Origin of the sequence: Nitrobacter sp. Nb-311A, from assembly GCF_000152905.1 — a bacterium.
Classification (GTDB): Bacteria; Pseudomonadota; Alphaproteobacteria; order Rhizobiales; family Xanthobacteraceae; genus Nitrobacter.
On the sequence record NZ_CH672423.1, the window covers coordinates 33,477 to 52,224 of the forward strand.

Here is an 18,748-nt window from a genome sequence, read left to right on the forward strand (position 1 = left end):
CGGCAAGGCGTCAGCCGCGGCCGATCAAGACAAAGCGAGCGAGGCTGTTCGTAGCCTCTATTTCAATGGCTGCTGTCGGACACTGACGATCGTCAAAAAAATTGCTCGCTCTCGGCGCGATCGTATGCTATTGTCATACGAGCAGAAAGGGAAGCCATCATGTCCAATCTCGCGCCCGTGAGCGTGCGGGTATCCCAAAAGGAACGTGAACTGCTTGAGGCCGCAGCGGATCAATCCCGCACCAATTTGAGTGATTTCATTCGCCGTAAGGCGGTGGAAGCGGCCGAGATCGAGCTTCTTCAGCAGGATCGCGTGATTATCCCGGCCGCGAAGTGGAAGAAATTCGAGGCGTGGGTGAACAGCCCAGCCAAGGATATTCCTGCGCTGAAGAAGCTCTCGAAGAGCCGCCCGGTATGGCAAGACTGACGCCACCGCGCCAGCTTGAGGAAGTTGACGATTGCAATAGTTTCGATTGCGGTCGCGAGTCGATGAACCAATGGTTTCATCGACACGCCTGGCGCAACCAGCAGACCGACGTGTCGCGAAGCACAGTCATATGCGACGTCGAAACCGGAATGATCGCCGGGTACGTCACACTCAGCATGGGACATATCGAGCGCGAGTATTTGCCAAAGGCGTCGCAACGGAACAGACTGGAGAATATTCCGATCTTCCTGCTCGGCCAACTTGCCGTCGACACGCGATTTCAGGGCATGGGGATTGGACGGTCGCTGATGTTCTACGCGCTGAAAACCGCGGCGGGCGTGGCGCGGGAAATCGGCTGCTACGGCGTGCTGACGCATCCACTCGATGACGAGGTACGCAGCTTTTATCAGGGCTTCGGTTTCGAGGAGCTACCTTACGATCCGCGTCGCAGCATGATTGTCCATATCAAGGATCTGGTACGCAACGGCTTCGACGCAGAGTAAAATAGAAGCATTCTCGGTTTATATGGATCTGGACATCTGCCGCATGGCCAACCGCCAAAATCAAGTATTTTTACGACAACGCTCGCTCTTGTCGCCGCAGAAGTTACGATCATCTGCGAAGCAAAGCGTAGTTGGCGAGCGCTCTACGCGGGAGACCGCTGACGTGACCGGAAATTCGCATTCTAAATTGCCAACCTTGGGGTCACTGTCCGCCGTGAGTGGAATGGGCTGCTCGGCGACGAGGCGATGGTGGTGGCAAGACCGAGAAGGACGACAGCCGAAAGCGTGCGGTTGGTTCTCGTGCCGTCCGAGCGAGCGGAGACTTACGACCCCGCAAAGCCCGACCCGCGCCTCGTCGCGCTGGTCCGCCTGCTTGCGCGACAAGCCGCACGGGAGTTCGTTGACACGGAATGGGAGCGCGCTTCCCGCGATCGCCTCCGTAAATAGGGAGGTCATCTCATGAGGGTCGCGCTTTACGCCCGTTATTCGTCGGACAATCAGCGCGACGCCTCGATCGAGGATCAGCTTCGGCTGTGCCGTGCTCGCGCTGACCGCGAAGGTTGGAAGGTTGTTGGCAGCTATACCGACCGCGCCATTTCCGGCGCGTCGCTTCTGCGTCCCGGCGTTCAGGAATTGATCGCAGACGGCCTCAAGCGCCGATTTGATCTCATCCTGACGGAATCGCTCGATCGGTTGTCGCGCGATCAGGAAGACATCGCCGGCTTTTACAAGCGCATGCGCTTTGTCGGCATCAGCATTGTGACGCTGTCGGAAGGCGAAGTGAATGAGTTGCACATCGGTCTCAAGGGGACGATGGGTGCGCTCTACTTGAAGGACCTGGCCGACAAGACGCGACGCGGCCTTCGCGGGCGCGTCGCGGAAGGCAAGTCGGGCGGCGGGTTGTGTTACGGCTATGATGTCGTCAAGCAATTTGACGCCAATGGCGAAGCGATCCGCGGCGACCGCACGATCAACGAAGCCGAGGCGGCCATTGTTCGTCGCATTTTCGTGGACTATCTGGCCGGTCAGTCGTCGCGCACGATCGCCATGACACTGAACAAGGAGGGTGTGCCGGGGCCGCAGGGCAGCGAATGGGGCCCAACGACGATCCACGGCAACCCAAAGCGCGGCGTCGGCATCCTCAACAACGAACTTTATGTTGGCAAGCTGGTCTGGAACCGGCTCCGCTATCTGAAGGACCCGGACACAGGTAAGCGCGTCTCGCGCCTCAACCCGGAGAGCGAGTGGGTCATTCAGGACGTGCCAGAACTGCGTATTGTGGACCAGGAAGTGTGGGACGCGGCGAAGGCGCGCCAGAAGAGCCTCGCTTATGAGCCGCCGACGGAGCCGGGCGAAAACACGCTGAACGAGCGCCGGCGGCCGAAGCACCTATTCACCGGCCTCGTCAAATGTGGATGCTGTGGCAGCGGCTACACCATGATTTCGAAGGACCTGCTCGGGTGCTTCGGCGCCCGCAACAAGGGCATCTGCGAGAACCGGCTGAATATCCGTCGCGATGCACTTGAGAAGTCGATCCTGACCGGGTTGAACACCCACCTAATGGAGCCCGGCCTGTTCAAGGAATTTTGTCAGGAATTTACGCGGGAGGTGAACCGTCGTCGGATCGAGCGAAGCACCGATTTCGAAGCATGGCGGCGAGAATCGGAGCGGACCGAACGCGAGCTAGATAAAGCCATCCAGGCCATTCTTGATGGCGTACCCGGAGCCAGGTTGAAGGACAAGATTGGCACGCTCGAAGCGCGTAAGGCCAAATTGACCGAACTGCTGGCCAGCGCCCAAGAGCCGCCGCCCCTGCTGCACCCAAACATGGCGGAAATCTATCGCAAGAAGATCGCTGCCCTTCACCGGGAACTCCAGAGTGGGGAAACGGAGCCCCAGGCTGCCGAGACCTTCCGATCTCTGGTCAACCAGGTGGATCTCGTTCCGGAAGGCGGAACGCTCGCGATCGTCCTGCGCGGCGACTTGGCGGCAATCCTCCGCTTTGTGGCAGGCAAGAAAAACCCCGACGTCCTTTCGGAAGCCGGGGTTTTGGATGACCTGCTATCGCAGGGATCGGTGGTTGCGGGGACAGGATTTGAACCTGTGACCTTCAGGTTATGAGCCTGACGAGCTACCGGGCTGCTCCACCCCGCGTTAAACTTCTGCTTGTCTCCAAAATCGTGCCGGGCAGCACTTCGTCGACACATTAGCGCCGATCAATTTTCGTGCGAAAAATGACTGAGAAGACAACTCGGACGAACGCCCCAGTGCGAAATATCTTTACCAATGCACATTCGCTTTGGAAAGGGCTGCATTTCATATTTCCTGACTATTATGAGTCCGGAAGCCAGTCCATTCCCAATCCGGTCCGCTTTCTCGGGACAAGGCGAATCGATTCGGTTCACGCACGTTAAGCGGCTTTTGAACAACGAGGTTATACCCCTTTGGTCCGCCCCCCTGAAAAGCGGTCCTCCCTGAATTAGGCTATCAGCCGTTAGAGAGGAGTTTGGATTGCCCCAGAAGAAGCACAAGGCAGATCGCAGATACCAGAGTCTGGCCCCTGCGGCGTTGCTCCGCGGATTTGTGGCTGCCAAGATTGTCCACGACGACGATGTCGCCGGGTTGGAGCACGGTCAACGCTGGAGCCCATCCGCGCAGCGGCGCCATGTTGGTCTTGATCCAGGTCTCATCGATGAAGACCAACGGCGGGGATCGAGGCCGGCTTGCCACGATCGCCAGAGTCGGCGTCGGCGCGCGACGTCGGAGCGGCCCTGCTCAAGCGCGAACAGTGTTTTTTTGAACCGTAATCCATCGCACCGCAGGAACAGCCAGATCGTATTATGCCCGACCTTGATCCCGCGCGCGGCCAGTTCGTCCTTGAGCTGGTGTGGCGTCACGTGCGGATCCGGGCAACGATGAAGCCACGATGCGCTTCCAGCACCGCCGGCCCCATCCTGTCCGGCTTGACCAGCCGGTCGTCCGATAACGCTGCGACCACTTGACGACCGAGGAAATCGCAACCCCGAACCGTGATGCAACCGAGCGGCAGCTCTCACCCTTCGAAACCGCTGCCACAACCCGTTGTCGAAGATCGTTAGAAAGAGGTCGCCCCATTCTTGCTGACCTCCAATTCGGCAAGGAGCTTGGATCAAATACGTCCGATTTGAAATCAAAATCCGATTCCGCCTAAACGGGAACTGCTCTAGCTGTAGTCTTTCAGGAGGTTTGTCCATCTGGTCTGAACCGAAGAAGCTGAGGTTGCGAAGCTTCAGTGTTCTGCGGAGGGACCAGATGAACAGTCACAAGAATGCGCCGCTGACGCCGAGAGGTCTTGGTGCGCAGTGTTACGGAAGGCGGACTGAGGCAGGCCGAGGCGGCCTGTCGATTCAATATAACACCCAAGACGGTCGCCAAGTGGGTCAAGCGGTTCCGCGTGGAAGGTGTCGATGGGTTGCGCGACCGCTCCTCGAGACCCCGTTCGCTGCCAAGCCAAACAGCACTTGCCACGTGCGGGGTCATCGAGGCGTTGCGCCGTCAGCGCCACACCGGCAAGCAGATCGCTGCTGAAACCGGGGTCTCCCCGGCGACCGTCAGTCGCATCTTGCGGCGACTGGGACTGAACCGGATACGCGACCTGGAGCCGGCCGAACCGGTGCGCCGCTATGAGCGCGCCGCGCCTGGCGAGATGATCCACATCGACATCAAAAAAACTCGGTCGTTTCGACAGGATCGGCCACCGCATGACCAACGATCGGACCGGGCAGAGCAATAGCCGTGGCGTCGGCTGGGAGTTCGTCCATGTCTGCATCGACGATCATTCCCGCATCGCCTTCTCCGAGATCAAGCCCGACGAGAAGGCCGACAGCGCCGTTCCCTTCCTCAAGGCGGCCATAGCCTATTATGAAGGCCTCGGCGTCACCGTCACCCGCGTCATGACCGACAACGTCCTAAGAGCGGAAGGAAGTGGAGCAGCCGATCAAAGTCTCTCCGTTCGCCAGCATGCTCTCGCTGCGTGACGCTGGTCAAGTCGCAAGGTCGAACCAGGCGGCTTCCGCCGGCAAAGGAAAAGGTCTCGTCCATAGCAAACACAGGGTCCGCACGAAGGCGGCCCTCACCGTCCTCAACACGAGCTTCTGATCCAGGCGGAAGACCCGAACATTATCTACAGGGTCATCGAACAGATGCCCTCACGGCCCTAGCTGACAGAGGTTCTTCCACCTGGCACCCGCCCCTCGACGAAGGGCCGGTAATCGGAACCGCTTTTGACAACGGCGTGCACGACGCGCGCCATCTTGGCGGTAATAGCGGTCATCGCCTTGCGGCGCAGATCGGGATTGTCGCGATCTCTAGCGATGTAGCGTTCGAACTTGTGCCGGAAGCCGTTCTCACGCTGGCGGATGGCAACCTGCCCGGCAATCCATAGGGTGCGGCGCAGCCTGGCATTGCCAAACTTCGAAAGCCGGGTCTGGCCGCGATATTGGCCGGACCGCTGGGTCGACAGATCCAGTCCGCAGAACTTGAGAAACTGGCGATGGTGGTGGAAGCGGCGAAGATCTCCGGCTTCGGCAATGACCGTCAGTGCATTGATCGGCCCGATGCCGGGGATTTGCCGCAGGAGCTGATAATCCTGGCTGTGCCGAAGCAGTTCGTCGGCCTGGGCTTCGATCGCATTGCGTTGCCGGATCAGGCTGCGTGCTTCGGCAATGACCATCCGGAACATGCGGATGGCAGGAGCGTCGAGCGGCAACGGCAGTCCAATCGATGTACGCGCCGTCTGGTAAATATCCATGAGAATCTGCGTCTTGCTGACCTTGCGGCCGACGACATCCCAGGCTGCTTTGACGAACTCCTCCTTTGTCAGCGCCGTGATGTTTGCCGGCGTCGGAAAGGCATCGAGGAAGGCGAAGAACCAATCGCTGCGGCTGTTGCCCCGGAAGCGTTCGATCTCGGGAAAATACAGCGGCAGGTAATGCGTCAGGATGCGGTGCTGGATCTCGGTCTTGGCCCTGGCGATCGCTTCATGCGTCTTCGACAGTTCCTGCACGTCGTTGATGCCGACGCGCAGCGGATCATGGTAGACCTGCGTCGCCCGGATCCTCAGCATGTGCAGGATCACCTGCGCATCCTTAGGATCGTTCTTGTCCCAGCTGTTGTGCAAGGCCTCCCGGGTCCGGGCGAGCGCCAGCGACGACACCAGCTGCACCTCAAAACCCGCTTCAGCCAGCCGCCATGCTATCGGCCGGTGATAGTTCCCAGTCGCCTCAAAAGCGCAGACCACAGGTCGGCCATACGCCTGCAGCATTTCGATCAGCCGATCATGCTCCGCACGGCTGTTGAGGACCGACAGCCGGCGCCGACGTTTATGGCTAGGGGCCTCGATCAGGACTTCGTTGCAAGCCTTGGCAATATCAATGGCTACCAACACCGCATCGGCGAGTATAGCATTTGTACTGGTCATGGTCGGTCTCTCCGGAATGGGTTGTGAACATTCACATTCTAGAGAAACCTTGACTGGCCATGGCCACCTCGACCGGCGCGCGCTTGCAATGAAAGGCTGCGCGCACCGCTCCTTGGTGGCCTCTCCGCATTCCTTCCGTAGGTGCTACGGTAGTTGCTACAAAGCCTTTGCCTTCCGCGATGCGTGCCGGGACCTGGACATCAAACACATCCGCACCAAGCCCTATACGCCCAAAACCAATGGCAAGGCCGAGCGTTTCATCCAGACGGCGCTTAGGGAATGGGCTTACGCCCAAGCTTATCCGACCTCCGACCGGCGCGCCGAGGAGCTTCCCTCTGGCTGCACCGATACAACTGGCATCGCCCTCACGGCGCTATACAATCTCAAACGCCGATCAGCAGATTCGGGCTAACCGAGGACAACCTCCCGAGGCTCCACAGCTAGCGAGCGCTGAGTGCGGGAATCAGATTGCTCACGAGCTTCCTAACCAGACCGATGAAAGCCGCTGTCCAAGCCAGCAGAGCAATATAGACGCACACATCTGCGATCGGCCGTAGGAACTCCAGTCGCATAGCACCAGCCATCTCGTAAGTACACACCGTGTACATTCCTAATGGAAAAACCGCACTCCAATACGCGGGGTCATACCTGAGAGGAAATCGCCGATAAAAATGCCGCCAGACGACTAAGACGATAAGAAGCGGTATCCACCACGTTCCGGCGGCCCAGAAGAAAATCGTGAACCCCTTAAGGAACGGAAGCAACTCTTCAAGGAACCAAGCATCCGCCGCATTCTCAATCAGCAGGGAACCGGCAAGGGTCGAGATGGCCATCGCTCCCATGTTAATCCAGTACGAGGGCACGAAATCGGCCGGCGAAAACTTGAAAAACATATACCGATAGAAAATGAGCGAGATGATTGAAATGTACATCATGCCGCCCCACAGCAACATCGAAAGCGCCAAAAAATTGACGTCCAGCCGAAGGGGTTGATGGATATGGCGCGCGAGCAGGGCGCTGAGGAGGGAGATCGATTGAGTCGAAACGACCGCAAGCAACCAAGCTCCAGTGATTCCCTGATCAATGGTCGGCTTAGCTTCCATAATCGTCAGGTTAGCGAAAATTGTGTAGGTTAGAATAATCCAAAGAAGAATACCAAAAATCCAAAGTCCCAGGGCAATGTCTAGTGCGCCAGCGAGTATGAACTGGTTCGCCATAACACCTGTGGCAGCCACTGCGGAAAGGAATCCAGGCGCCGATCGATGGTCTGTCAGATCGACAATTAGTGCTCGGCGGTAGCGTATGAGTCGCCAGGACGTAAGAGTCCAAAGTACTATAAATTGTACCGTGTTCAACCAAAGAAGAGCAACGGCGATCGGATGAAATCCGGCCCGCTCCGAAGCAATGGAGACGATCCCAGTAGCCATCACCAACGCGAAATAGGCCGGTGAAAGACGGCGAGCACCGCGCATGCGAAGCCGAAAGCGACGTCTTGATGGGTCGAACGGCTGCACTAGACTTTACTGACCTTCAGCTCGGCACCGTGTAAACTCACCGCCCCCTTCCGGGGGCGGTGGTGGCGATGGTTACATCAGGCGAACCGTGAAGATCGCCTGAGAGGCTTCAATGAGCTGGAACGGCTTCGGCGATCGCGGCGCCGATCGGTTTCACGTCCCTGAAGCCAACTCTCGAGAACGAAACGTAAAAAGCTGCCATGTTCATCAGCGCCCAAACCACAAAGCCGAGCGTATACCCGCCTACCAAGAAGTTACTAGCCGCCAGAACAGCGGTCATGGTGAAACCACAAGCGGCACCCGCAGCTTTGGCGAGTCCACTGACTGCACCGACGTGTTCAAAATAAATCGGAATAAGCTTGATAACTGCCGCCGCCGACGCGCCCGACAGCAACGCCAATCCGTAAATAGCGACCAACTCCAGACTCAGCGACATCTGCAAGGCCATCAGTACGGCCAGGACGGACATGGCACCAAACATCCAACTCAGAATTGAAAGAACATCATAACGATCAGCCAGCCAACCCCCGAGAGGCCGGGTAACTGCCACGCAAACCACCAGGAGAGGCGTATAAAATGCAACCGCTGAGGTGGCGTCCACGTGCCAGTGGTCAACTAGATAAGTCGGCATGGTCGACGCGAAAAAAACCAGTGTACCGAAAGCCACCCAATAGAGACCAGGCACAAGCCATACCACTATGCCCGAGCGATAGACGGCAAGAATCTCTTTCGTCGACGTGTTCTTAAGCTTCCTGTTCGGCGGATCGGAGGTGAAAAACATGTAAACCGCCGCCATTAACAGCGTAGGAATGGCAAAGATAGGGAATATGATACGCCAGCCGTCAGGATCGCTCGGGTCTGCCACGCTCGTGATGACGAAGGTAACAGCCATCATACCGAAGGTAATCCCGATATTACCCAAGGCAAAAAGGCCCAGCGCCATTCCCTGTCTCGACTTGGGATACCACGACGACACGTGAGCGTTACCTACCACGAACGTCGCGCCGCCAAGTCCCAGCATGGACCCAAGGAACAAGAATGAGTAATAACCCTCCGCGAAGGTTCCTAAAATAAGAACCACCGAAAGACAAACCAACAAAATCGTAAAAACGGTTCGCCCACCGAACTTGTCAGTCCAGATACCAAGCGGAATACTGATAGCGGCGGCAAAAAGCGGTTCCATAGCCGCTAAGACCAGCACCTGAGTGCTTGTAAAATGGTACCATTCAATCAAAAAAGGCGCAAGTGCGGAGAACATCCCCCAAATAGCGAAACCGAGCGAAAACGCTAAAGTCGATATCCACAACACTTTCGCATTGCCTTGCGGCTCGCCCGTCGCCTCTACCTTGCCAACTGAATCTTCCACCGGCAGCTCCTACCAAGAAAATGTATCTAGCTGATTAGCGTTGCGTTGCGTTGCTACTAAGAACTTAAGATTATCGCCCGGACGATGACTTAACTTGCTGGCTTGCCGCGTTGGCAATACCAACAGACTCGCTCGCTGGATCTTCTCGATCCGACGACATCACCTCATATTTCTCGCCGGCGAGTAAAACTCGCCGGCGAGAACTGCCTCTTTTTTATCAGAACCTAACTATTCCGCCAAGCGACTAGTGAGCGGATCTCACAGTGTTTCTGATCTGAAGCTGATACGGCCGCCACAAATACCAGAAGGGGAACATAATAAGGTGAACCAGCCGCGAAAACGGAAACAGCGCAATCACTAGAAACCCGGTAAGCATATGCGCTTTAACAGGAAGCGGCAGCGCCGAAACATAATGTGTTTGCGGGTTCAAAGATACCAGCGAGATCAACCACGGTACCGCTGTATCGATGTACCAGTCAGCTCCCCAGCGATAAGCCAGCGAAACCCAAAAACCAAGCGCCACCTGGACTAGCAAAGCGACCAGCAATATGCCGTCCATAGGGCTCGTCACAGCAAGAATTCGTTCCGTTGTGAACCGGCGCACTATCAATACACACAGGCCTATCAGCGCAGCGAAGCCGAACGCAAAGCCGATCAGTTCGACCGTGTACAGTGCGGTCGGGGTAGACGTCAGGCTTGACCACATACCGGGAACAAGAAACCCGACTAGATGCGCTGTTAGCACGACTACAATGCCATAGTGCCAAGGCACCGAGCCCCAGAACAAGCGGCGATTCTCCAAAAGCTGAGACGACAACGTCGAATACGAAAAACGATTTGTGCGGTAACGATGAACACCACCGAGAACCGCCACCACGACCGCCAAGTATGGCAGAACCGCGAACAGGAATACGTCATACATAGAATTTGCCTCCGTCACACATGGGATATTCCTCTCACGCTCGCCAATCCAGCAGGTCGTCTGCTGCGACCTCCGCAAGTGGCTTATACACCTTGAAATGCTGCCGACCGGCCTGCGTCCAGAACACGACATGCGTTTCCACTGGAGGACAACCGGGATCAGAACAAGGTAGCTCTGACACCATGATCGTTTCGTCCTCGTCAAGATTAAAACGCTCCCGCGTCCAACTCAGCACACGCTCCTGCTCAACTGACCGATCGGCACGCTTCTTCGTCATACCCTCATTAAGTAAAAGCCTTAGTGAATCGAGCACCTGATGATATGGGTGCGCACGCTTCTCCGCCTCTTCGGCATCATAGTCTTCACTCATAGCCAGTAGGAAACCGCCTTCCAAAACGTCACTCTGACCTTGGCCCTTAAGTTGCTTACGATCATCCTCTTGACTTTGTCCCTCGAGCAACTTCCGCGCCTCGCGCTGTTGTGCCTTCAGCTGCTTTCGCAAGTCTCGGTCATCTAGCTTCGCACGTTCAATTCCGGTGTCGCCATCGATGTCGGCTGGCCCGTGCTGATGGCTTTCGGTTTCCGGCTTCGTAGTCATACGCTCTAGCGCCGGTAATAACCCTTTGTTCAAAAGGGCATCGATGTCATCACCTTCGTTTTGCGCAGCAAAGCGCAATACGATTGACAGGCGATCCGGCATTTCCGTAGCGTCAGGCTCAAACCCACTTGCGCGGTAGCTCTTCTTAAGCTCCACCAAAAAAACGCTACGCTTGTAGTTCTCACCGAACAGCTGATAACCAACATAAGGGTGACATATCGAGTTCAGATCAAAAAAGCCGCTATAAACCTCTTGCAGCTTCCCAACCTCCGTCTCCTCAGCAAAATCCCGGAAGCTCGCCAACAAAGCCGCAGCTTGTGGCTGTACAGACTTTATCAAGGCCACACATTCAGCAGCCTTATGTGCCAAACCCGAACTAGGATAATCAAGAATGTCAGCAAACAGGCTCAACACCTTGGCTCGGTTCGAATACAAGACCTCTGCACGATGTGAAAAACGACTCATGATCTCTGCGTCGGGCTTGGAATACTAAACATTCTCTAGTGCTTCTAGTGCAGCCAAGGCGGTCGTCCTATTTCGGACCACCCCTAAACCAAGCGCGAGACGGATCCGAATTACATAACATCGAAACCGTCTCGCGCCTTTTGCCATACGGTAAAGAGAAGCCTATGGCCCTCTTGCCGGATCGGTGTGGAAGCCGACGCCGACCGCACCCTTGCGGATCGGATAGTTGTGCGAGACCGGGTCGAGCTGCGGGAACAGGGCGTCAACCGCCGTCTCACGCTCCATCGGCGGAACCACGAAGCGCTCCTCGAAGGTCGGCATCGATGTCAGCCGCCAGATCGCCTCGACTTCCGCCGCGGTGGTCTTGCCTTCGGACAGCGCCCGCTGCACCTCCTCGTCCGGAATGTCCTTGACCTTCCTCGAACGCATGTAGACGCGCACCGCAACCAGCTTCTTGTAGACGTCGCGGATGATCTCCTCATTACCGCCCGCCAACAGGCTCGCCATATAGCGAAGCGGAATACGCGACCGCTCGAGCGAACTCATCAACGGTCCCAGCCGCGATTCATTGGCTATGTTGTCATAGACCCCGTTCTCCACCTTGGCCAGAACCGGCCCCAGCGGCGGCACATAGAACAGCATCGGCAGCGTGCGGAACTCCGGATGCAACGGCAGCGCGATGCCCCATTTCTTCACGAACTGGAAAACCGGGAGACTTCTGCGCAGCCTCGATCTTCGCATCTGGAATCCCGTTCGCCCTCGCGGCGGCGATGATCTCCGGATCAAACGGATCCTTGATGATGTTGCGCTGAGCCATCACCAGCTGGTCTGCGGCGACTTCGCGGTCTCCTCGATCGCATCCGCATCGTAAAGCACGAGGCCGATATACCGGATGCGTCCGACGCAGGAGTGGAAGCACGCCGGCGGCTGGCCGCTCTCCAGACGCGGATAGCACAGGATGCACTTCTCGGCCTTGCCGGTCGACCAGTTGAAGTAGGTCTTCTTGTAGGGGCAGCCGGAAACGCACATGCGCCAGGCGCGGCAGCGTTCCTGGCTCACCAGCACAACGCCGTCCTCACCGCGCTTGTAGAGCGCGCCCTGCGGACACGCCGCAACGCATCCCGGATTGAGGCAATGGTTGCAGATGCGCGGCAGATAGAAAAACACCGTGCTGTTGATCTCGTTGATCTGGCGCATCTCCTCGTCGGAAGCGCCGTCGAAGTTCGGGTCGTTGTTGGCGTAAACCTGCGAACCGCCGAGGTCGTCGTCCCAGTTCGGACCCGCCTCGATCGTGTCCATGTACTTGCCGGTCACCATCGAGATCGCCCGCGCAGTCGGCTGCTCGTCGGCCAGCGGCGCATTGATCAGGTTCTGGTAGTCGTAGGTCCAGGGCTCGAAATAATCGTCGAGCGTCGGCAGATAGGGGTTGTAGAAAATGTTCGTCAGCGTGCCCCACTTGCCCTGCAGCCGCAGCCGCAGGCTCTTCTGCCGCTGACCGTCAACCACCCAGCCGCCACGATACTTGGTCTGGTCTTCCCAACGTGTCGGGTAACCCGTACCCGGCTTGGTCTCCACGTTGTTCCAGTACATGTACTCGGTGCCCTTGCGATCGGTCCAGATGTTCTTGCACGCGATGCTGCAGGTGTGGCAACCGATGCACTTGTCCAGGTGAAAGACCATCGAAACTTGAGCTCGGATGTCCATGTGTATACTCCTTCGTTCCTATGGCTCGTTCTTATGACTTCATTTTCGATTATCGTTGCGCACTTATGTGTTGCCGTTCTCATCGACAGCGCCGGGCGCAGACGGTTCTGACAATTCATCACTTCGCTTACGACGCGAGTCGACCGTCGCTTGCGCAGCAGCCAGCGCAAGTCCGTCACCCATGCTCGCTATTGTCGGGTCGATATGCTGATGTCCCGCTGGAGTTGGAGTGTCGCGTACTGCCACGATGCTCCCCTCAAACTCCAACGTCATTCCGGCAAGCGGGTGATTTGTATCTACTACCACATACCCGTTATCCTCATCGACCTCGGTAACGATCACGTTTTCAACCCGACGCTCGTCATCGCTGTGCGCAAGAAAACACATTCCCGGCTCTATTTGATCAACACCGCCAAACGTTTCAGCCGGCACTCGTTGCTGCAACGCTTTATCCCGTTCTCCGTAGGCTTCCTCAGGCGGCAACGTCACTTCAAATCGATCGCCCGCAGCCCTACCCTCGAGCGCTCGCTCAAGGGCAGGCAGCAAACGTCCACTCCCGTGCTGATATTCCAGCGGCTCATCGCCCCACACAGCTGACCGAATGTGACGAATCTGACCGTTAGTCCGCAGGGTGTAGTTAATGGTCACGTATTTCCCGACGCTAACCCGCTCTGGCGCACCGAAGTGCGCCGGAGCCGATTCATGATCGTGATCATGATGGTCGTGATCATGATCATGCGTCGCGACATCGCCTACCATTCCAGCTTCTCCATCTTGCGCACGACGACATGGGTGTCGCGCGTGAAGATACCAGTCGGGCCCCAGTAGTTAAAGCCGTAGGTGAACTGAGCATATCCACCGGCCAGGAACAACGGGTTGATGCGAGTACGCGTCAGACTGTTGTGTCCACCGCCGCGCCACTTCCGCTCCTGCGACTTCGGAATGTACACCGTGCGCTCGACCGCGTGGTAATACATGCAGGTGCCGGGCTGAATTCGGCGGCTCACATTGGCTCGGGTCACAACCACGCCGTTGTCGTTGTAAACCTCGACCCAGTCGTTGTCCTCGATACCGACCTTCTCCGCATCCCGGTCGTTGATCCATACCGGATCCATGCCGCGAGACAGCATCAGCATACGGTGATTATCCTTGTAGGTGGAATGAATGTTCCACTTACCGTGCGGCGTGATGTAGTTCAGAACCAATGAACGATCATCAACCCGGCTCTTCACGATATCACCGGTCTTGCGCGGATTGAGCCGCGGCTTGTAGGTCGGGATGTGCTCGCCGAAGTCCAGATACCACTGGCTGTCAATGTAAAGCGTTTGACGGCCTGTCAACGTACGCCACGGCACCAACCGCTCGACGTTCATGCACCAGGCTGAATACGCACGACCATCGTTGGTCATACCCGTCCAGCAAGGGCTGGTCAAAATCCGCCGCGGCTGCCGCGTCAGATCATAGAACGTCGAAGAGACGCCCCTCGTGGGTTCCGCGATATCGACAAGCGGCAAGCCAACATGATGCTCCTCGTTATGGAAGCCCTGATAGCACACCTCACCGTTCGCCTCCGGCGCGCACATCAGCAACGTGTTGCACGCATCCAGCACGTCCTCGAGACTCGGGTAACGCTTGCCGCCCCATTCCACACACCGCATGTGCCTTGGATCAGGCATCGGCATGATGGGATTATCGAGCATCTGGTCGTACTGCTTCTTGATCGGAATCTGCACGCCGACCGCAGAAACACCATCCTCCCTCGCCTTCGGACCAAACGAGATGAACTTGTTGTACAGGTTCGCATAATCTCGCTCGACCACTCGGACGTGCGGGAAGGACTTGCCCGGCACAGGCTTGCACTCACCCTCGGCCCAGTCGAGAATCTCCGGCTGCGCCAACTCATCGGGAGTATCGTGCATAAGAGGCTGAACAACCACGTCCCGAACAGGCTTCGAGAACGCCAGCGGAGACAGTTCGCTGACCTTCTTCGCAATCAGCTTGAAGATCTCCCAGTCGGTCTTGGACTCCCACACCGGCGGAACCGCCTGTCCCAGCACGTGCAGGAACGAGTGCAGATCCGTCGTGTTGAGGTCGTTCTTCTCGTACCAGAACGCCGTCGGCAGCACGATGTCGGAGTAAAGCGACGTCGTGTTCATGCGGAAGTTCAGATCGACCACCAGGTCGTACTTTCCGCGCGGCGCCGTATCGCGATACTTCACCCTTTGCGTCTTACCCTTGGCACGATCTTCGGCGATCGAGTTGTCGTGAGCCCCAAGATAGTGGCGCAGGAAGAACTCGTGACCCTTGGCGCTCGACTGGATCGCGTTGCCGCGCCAGATGAACCACATCCGCGGCCAACTCTCCTCTGCATCGGGATCATCGATCGCAAAGTTCACCTTCTTGCTGGCGACCTGATCGACGACGTGAGTTACGATATCGTCCGTGCTCTTCGCACCGGCACGCTCGGCTTCAGCCGCGAGCTCGATCGGGTTGCGGTTGAAGTGCGGGGTAAACGGCATCCAGCCCGAGCGCACCGCCTTCGCCTGCAGGTCGATCGCGTGACCCTTGGCCCAGCGCGGGTTCGGCGCCGTCAGACCATACTCGGTGAACTCCTGCTCGTAGCGCCACTGACAGCTATGGGCATAGTGCCAGGTCGACGACTGCACCACGCGCGGCGGCTTGGTCCAGTCCAGAGCCATCGCAATCGTGTTCCACGGAGCCACCGGCGCAAGCTTTTCCTGCCCGACGTAGTGGTTGATGCCGCCGCCGTTGACGCCGCAGCAGCCGCACAGGATCAAGGCGACCGTCGCCGACCGGTAGCACAGGTTGTTGTAGTACCAGTGGTTGGCGCTGGCGCCCACGATCACCATCGACTTGCCGTTGGTGAGCTCCGCGTTGGTCGCGAACTCACGCGCGAACCTGATCGCGGTCTCGCGGCCGATGCCGGTGTGACGCTCCTGCCAGGCCGGCGTGTAGGGCGCGTTCTCGTCGTCATAGCTGGTCGCAAACGAGCCTTCCAGGCCGCGGCTGTGACCGAACTGGGACATCATGATGTCGAAGCCGGTCGTGACCAGCACCTCGCCCTTGTCGGTCGCGATGCGCTTCACCGGAACGCCGCGCGAAACGACGCTGCCGTTGACGAAGTCGTCAAACCCGACCTGCACCACGCCGTCGGACTGATCGATGAAGCTCAGCACCGGATCGATCGGGCTGTTGTCCAGCGTATCTTCCGCGGACAGATTCCACTTGCCGTGCGTGGAGCCCCAGCGATCGCCGACCTGACCCTTGAACGCGCGCGGCTCGCCGGTTTTGGAATCGAGCACCAGCATCTTCCAGTCGCCGTTCTCGACGTCCTGATAGCGCGCCACACGCTTGGCTCGCAGCAGCCGGCCCGTCTTGTAGGTGTTGCCGTTGGGCTCCAGCTCGACAAGGAACGGAAGGTCGGTATAGCGCTTCACATAGTCGATGAAGTACGGAACCTGGCGGTCGATATAGTACTCCTTGAGAATGACGTGGTTGGCCGCCATCCACAGCGCCGTGTCCTGGCCCGCCTGGATCGGAATCCACTCGTCGCAGTACTTCGCGATCTGGCTGAAGTCGGGCGACAGAACCACGAACTTGGTGCCCTCGGTCCGAGCCTCGGCAATAAAATGCACGTCGGGGGTCCGCGTCATGTTCATGTTCGCAGCCATCGAAACAATGAACTTGGAGTTGTACCAGTCGGCGCTTTCGCACACGTCGGTCTGGTCGCCCCAGATTTCCGGGAACGAGGTCGGCAGATCGGCGTACCAGTCGTAGAAGCTCATATTGACGCCGCCGAAGAGCTGCAGGAAGCGCGAACCCGCAGCATACGACAGCATCGACATCGCCGGGATCGGCGAAAAGCCCATCACCCGGTCCGGACCCCATTTACGGGCCGTGTACAGCGCAGCCGCGGCAATCAGCTCGACCAGCTCTTCCCACTTGGCGCGGCGGAAACCACCCTTGCCGCGCGCCTTCTGCATGCGCAGACGCTTCTGTTCATCTCCGACCAGCGAGGCCCAGGCCTGCACCGGATCCGGATGCGACGCCTTGGCCTCACGCCAAAGATCGTAAAGGGGACCGCGAATATATGGGTACTTCACCCGGATCGGACTATAGACATACCAGGAGGCCGAGATGCCACGCTGGCATCCGCGGGGTTCGTAGGGCGGCAGACTGCGCTCAAGAAGCGGATAGTCCGTCTGCTGCATCTCCCAGGTAATGATGCCGTCCTTGACGTAGATCGCCCAGGAGCAACCACCGGTGCAGTTCACGCCGTGCGTGCTGCGGAAGACGTTATCGTGGGACCAGCGGTTGCGGTAGAACTCTTCCCACTTGCGCTCCCGGGGATTAACGAGATCAAGTATCCAGCTCATCAGTGTCTCCTCGGTGCGTTCGCCCGGCCGCGAGGCCTATTACTATTACCGTCAGTTCCCTTAAACCTTCCGATCCAACCATCGGAATACGTACCCGTAAACCAACCGCCGTTGTAAGGACCGGTGCTTCGTCCAGTCGTAGGCGTGGCCATCATCGGCCGCCGTACACCAAACTTCAGTCGATTACGCCACCTGAAACCCGCGATCAGCAACAGGACCACGGCACCCAAGCCGGTCAGACCCGCTAACTGCCAGATTGCCGACGCAGACCGTACGGCCAACCCTTCCTGGGCAAGGAAGGCGGCAACGTCTGCCCGCTCCTGCGGAGTCGGCGGCTGCTTCGTCCAAACCGCCTTCATGGTCGGGGTAGGCAAACCGGCCAACCAGGAGGACAGTCCGTTAGCTCCACCAAGTCGCTTTGACACAGTGGTCAAATCGGGAGCAAGCGCACCACCGCCGAACGCTCCGAGGCCGCCAGTACTGTGGCAGGCCATACAAGGTGGGCCACCATTAGCGAAGCGATCATTTCCAGTGAATAGATCCTTGCCCCTCTCGGCATCGCCCTTGAGGGCCGGCGCCGCAGCAGCCGAGGAGCCTCCGGCTCCACCCGCCTCCAGGAAGGCAATAATATTGTCTACCTCGGCGGAGGTCAGCCCCAAATTGGGCATCTCCATGCCGTTAAATTTACCGAGGAGCTCGACCGCAACCGGATCTTTCTTGGCGATCATTGCGTCCGGCGCGGTAATCCACGCATGCAGCCATTCGCGAGGGCGCTCTTTCGTGACGTTCTTCAGGTCGGGACCAACAAGGTCCCCCCCGCCTATACTGTGACATGCACTACATGTCTTATCATCGAATAATTTCTTACCGGCCGCTGCATCGGCTGCGTTAGCCACTGTCGGCAACGCTGCCCATATGGCTGTCGTAGCTAGCGCAACAACGGGCATAAATCGCCACGACGCTAGGGGCTTTTTGCTCATGATCCCTCGTCCTCAGATCCATATGATCGGGCGGGCATTAAGTTTATGTTAGACAACAGACGTTTCCCGCTCGTGACCCGTCGTTCTCAGACCCACATGATCGGCGACGGTAGGTTTATGCTAGACTAGAATCGTTAGAAAGCGCAAGGGCGTTGATCCTCCAAAAGAGCATTTTTTTCGTCCTGCGAAAGTAGTGTTGGAGCACAATGGCCCAACTGTCGCTTGCTTCCGATTCAATGGCACAGGTTAGTCCGGCGCGTCCTCAGATTACGCTTCTTGTTCAGCTAGCAAGTCCTCTACAATGAACAAGTTTATAATTAGGCTCCGGAACAACGCGACGCGAACCCGCTCCCGAATCGAGAGCCCCAATCGTTCGGCGAGCAGGCCAAGCGGACGTCGATAGCCCCCTACGAGG

Annotated in this window: 13 protein-coding genes, 1 tRNA gene and 5 pseudogenes; 6 read left to right on the forward strand and 13 right to left on the reverse strand. The window is 57.9% G+C overall.

From position 1 onward, the window contains the following. The 4 genes and pseudogenes from NB311A_RS22310 to NB311A_RS22795 all read left to right on the forward strand — a co-directional run. Window positions 1–181: hypothetical protein (locus NB311A_RS22310; RefSeq protein WP_207382394.1), on the forward strand; the 181-nt coding region annotated here is incomplete at its 5' end. After that, window positions 160–426, forward strand: a complete 267-nt coding sequence (locus NB311A_RS18545) for a DUF6290 family protein (protein WP_009800169.1) — start codon at window positions 160–162, stop codon at window positions 424–426. The genes NB311A_RS22310 and NB311A_RS18545, both read left to right, overlap by 22 nt. Then, a complete protein-coding gene (locus tag NB311A_RS18550; protein ID WP_009800170.1) occupies window positions 414–929 on the forward strand; it encodes a GNAT family N-acetyltransferase in 516 nt (171 codons plus the stop codon). Before NB311A_RS18545 ends, NB311A_RS18550 begins: the two co-directional genes overlap by 13 nt. Window positions 930–1,388: 459 nt before the next feature. Continuing rightward, window positions 1,389–2,465: pseudogene (locus NB311A_RS22795) on the forward strand (recombinase family protein); the annotation flags it as partial. Window positions 2,466–2,612: 147 nt separating this feature from the next. On the opposite strand, the gene NB311A_RS22800 reads toward NB311A_RS22795, so the two are convergent. The 3 genes and pseudogenes from NB311A_RS22800 to NB311A_RS20900 all read right to left on the reverse strand — a co-directional run. Continuing rightward, window positions 2,613–2,795 carry a hypothetical protein gene (locus tag NB311A_RS22800; protein WP_040676024.1) on the reverse strand — a complete coding sequence of 61 codons (183 nt, stop codon included), beginning with the start codon at window positions 2,793–2,795 and terminating at the stop codon, window positions 2,613–2,615. A gap of 211 nt (window positions 2,796–3,006) precedes the next feature. Then, a tRNA-Met gene (locus NB311A_RS18565) sits at window positions 3,007–3,083 on the reverse strand. Window positions 3,084–3,469: 386 nt separating this feature from the next. Next, window positions 3,470–4,043 (reverse strand): annotated as a pseudogene (locus NB311A_RS20900) (helix-turn-helix domain-containing protein); the annotation flags it as partial. Between the two features lie 177 nt (window positions 4,044–4,220). Between NB311A_RS20900 and NB311A_RS18575 the strand changes: the two are divergent. Continuing rightward, window positions 4,221–4,873: pseudogene (locus NB311A_RS18575) on the forward strand (helix-turn-helix domain-containing protein); the annotation flags it as partial. 226 nt (window positions 4,874–5,099) lie between these two features. On the opposite strand, the pseudogene NB311A_RS18580 reads toward NB311A_RS18575, so the two are convergent. Continuing rightward, window positions 5,100–6,387: pseudogene (locus NB311A_RS18580) on the reverse strand (IS110 family transposase). Window positions 6,388–6,535: 148 nt separating this feature from the next. Here NB311A_RS18580 and NB311A_RS21155 point away from each other — a divergent pair. Beyond that, window positions 6,536–6,831 (forward strand): annotated as a pseudogene (locus tag NB311A_RS21155) (integrase core domain-containing protein); the annotation flags it as partial. Here the strand turns inward: NB311A_RS21155 and NB311A_RS18590 are convergent. The 9 genes from NB311A_RS18590 to NB311A_RS18625 all read right to left on the reverse strand — a co-directional run bounded on the left by NB311A_RS18590 (window position 6,828) and on the right by NB311A_RS18625 (window position 18,333). Continuing rightward, window positions 6,828–7,859: a tellurite resistance/C4-dicarboxylate transporter family protein gene (locus NB311A_RS18590; RefSeq protein ID WP_050752144.1), complete on the reverse strand. Its 1,032-nt coding sequence runs from the start codon at window positions 7,857–7,859 to the stop codon at window positions 6,828–6,830. The pseudogene NB311A_RS21155 and the gene NB311A_RS18590 overlap by 4 nt on opposite strands. A gap of 151 nt (window positions 7,860–8,010) precedes the next feature. Next, window positions 8,011–9,267, reverse strand: coding sequence for a nitrate/nitrite transporter (locus tag NB311A_RS18595; RefSeq protein WP_009800179.1), 1,257 nt, complete (start codon window positions 9,265–9,267; stop codon window positions 8,011–8,013). A 244-nt stretch (window positions 9,268–9,511) separates the two neighbouring features. Further along, on the reverse strand, window positions 9,512–10,189 hold the full coding sequence (gene narI, locus NB311A_RS18600) for a respiratory nitrate reductase subunit gamma (RefSeq protein WP_009800180.1): 678 nt from the start codon (window positions 10,187–10,189) through the stop codon (window positions 9,512–9,514). Window positions 10,190–10,223: 34 nt separating this feature from the next. Then, complete coding sequence (narJ, locus tag NB311A_RS18605) at window positions 10,224–11,252, reverse strand: nitrate reductase molybdenum cofactor assembly chaperone (protein ID WP_040676030.1); 1,029 nt, start codon at window positions 11,250–11,252, stop codon at window positions 10,224–10,226. A gap of 162 nt (window positions 11,253–11,414) precedes the next feature. Next, entirely contained in the window at window positions 11,415–11,993 is a 579-nt protein-coding gene (locus NB311A_RS22805) for a nitrate reductase, beta subunit (protein ID WP_009800182.1), read from the reverse strand. Between the two features lie 75 nt (window positions 11,994–12,068). Next, the gene (locus NB311A_RS22985) at window positions 12,069–12,956 is read right to left on the reverse strand and encodes a 4Fe-4S dicluster domain-containing protein (protein WP_009800183.1); all 888 of its coding nucleotides are present in this window, start codon (window positions 12,954–12,956) and stop codon (window positions 12,069–12,071) included. Between the two features lie 63 nt (window positions 12,957–13,019). Then, window positions 13,020–13,715: a peptidylprolyl isomerase gene (locus NB311A_RS19820; RefSeq protein WP_009800184.1), complete on the reverse strand. Its 696-nt coding sequence runs from the start codon at window positions 13,713–13,715 to the stop codon at window positions 13,020–13,022. Continuing rightward, window positions 13,709–17,353 (reverse strand): nitrate reductase subunit alpha, encoded by a 3,645-nt coding sequence (locus NB311A_RS18620; protein WP_009800186.1) that lies wholly within the window; start codon window positions 17,351–17,353, stop codon window positions 13,709–13,711. Before NB311A_RS18620 ends, NB311A_RS19820 begins: the two co-directional genes overlap by 7 nt. Continuing rightward, window positions 17,353–18,333, reverse strand: coding sequence for a cytochrome c (locus NB311A_RS18625; RefSeq protein ID WP_009800187.1), 981 nt, complete (start codon window positions 18,331–18,333; stop codon window positions 17,353–17,355). Before NB311A_RS18625 ends, NB311A_RS18620 begins: the two co-directional genes overlap by 1 nt. Between the last annotated feature and the right edge of the window lie 415 nt (window positions 18,334–18,748).

Excerpts from the sequence above, each read along its gene's own strand:
- NB311A_RS18545 (WP_009800169.1), top strand. The coding sequence starts at position 160 with ATGTCCAATCTCGCGCCCGTGAGCGTGCGGGTATCCCAAAAGGAACGT.
- NB311A_RS18550 (WP_009800170.1), top strand. The coding sequence starts at position 414 with ATGGCAAGACTGACGCCACCGCGCCAGCTTGAGGAAGTTGACGATTGC.
- NB311A_RS18590 (WP_050752144.1), bottom strand. The coding sequence starts at position 7,859 with ATGCGCGGTGCTCGCCGTCTTTCACCGGCCTATTTCGCGTTGGTGATG.
- narI (WP_009800180.1), bottom strand. The coding sequence starts at position 10,189 with ATGTATGACGTATTCCTGTTCGCGGTTCTGCCATACTTGGCGGTCGTG.
- narJ (WP_040676030.1), bottom strand. The coding sequence starts at position 11,252 with ATGAGTCGTTTTTCACATCGTGCAGAGGTCTTGTATTCGAACCGAGCC.
- NB311A_RS22805 (WP_009800182.1), bottom strand. The coding sequence starts at position 11,993 with ATGCGAAGATCGAGGCTGCGCAGAAGTCTCCCGGTTTTCCAGTTCGTG.
- NB311A_RS22985 (WP_009800183.1), bottom strand. The coding sequence starts at position 12,956 with ATGGACATCCGAGCTCAAGTTTCGATGGTCTTTCACCTGGACAAGTGC.
- NB311A_RS19820 (WP_009800184.1), bottom strand. The coding sequence starts at position 13,715 with ATGGTAGGCGATGTCGCGACGCATGATCATGATCACGACCATCATGAT.
- NB311A_RS18620 (WP_009800186.1), bottom strand. The coding sequence starts at position 17,353 with ATGAGCTGGATACTTGATCTCGTTAATCCCCGGGAGCGCAAGTGGGAA.
- NB311A_RS18625 (WP_009800187.1), bottom strand. The coding sequence starts at position 18,333 with ATGAGCAAAAAGCCCCTAGCGTCGTGGCGATTTATGCCCGTTGTTGCG.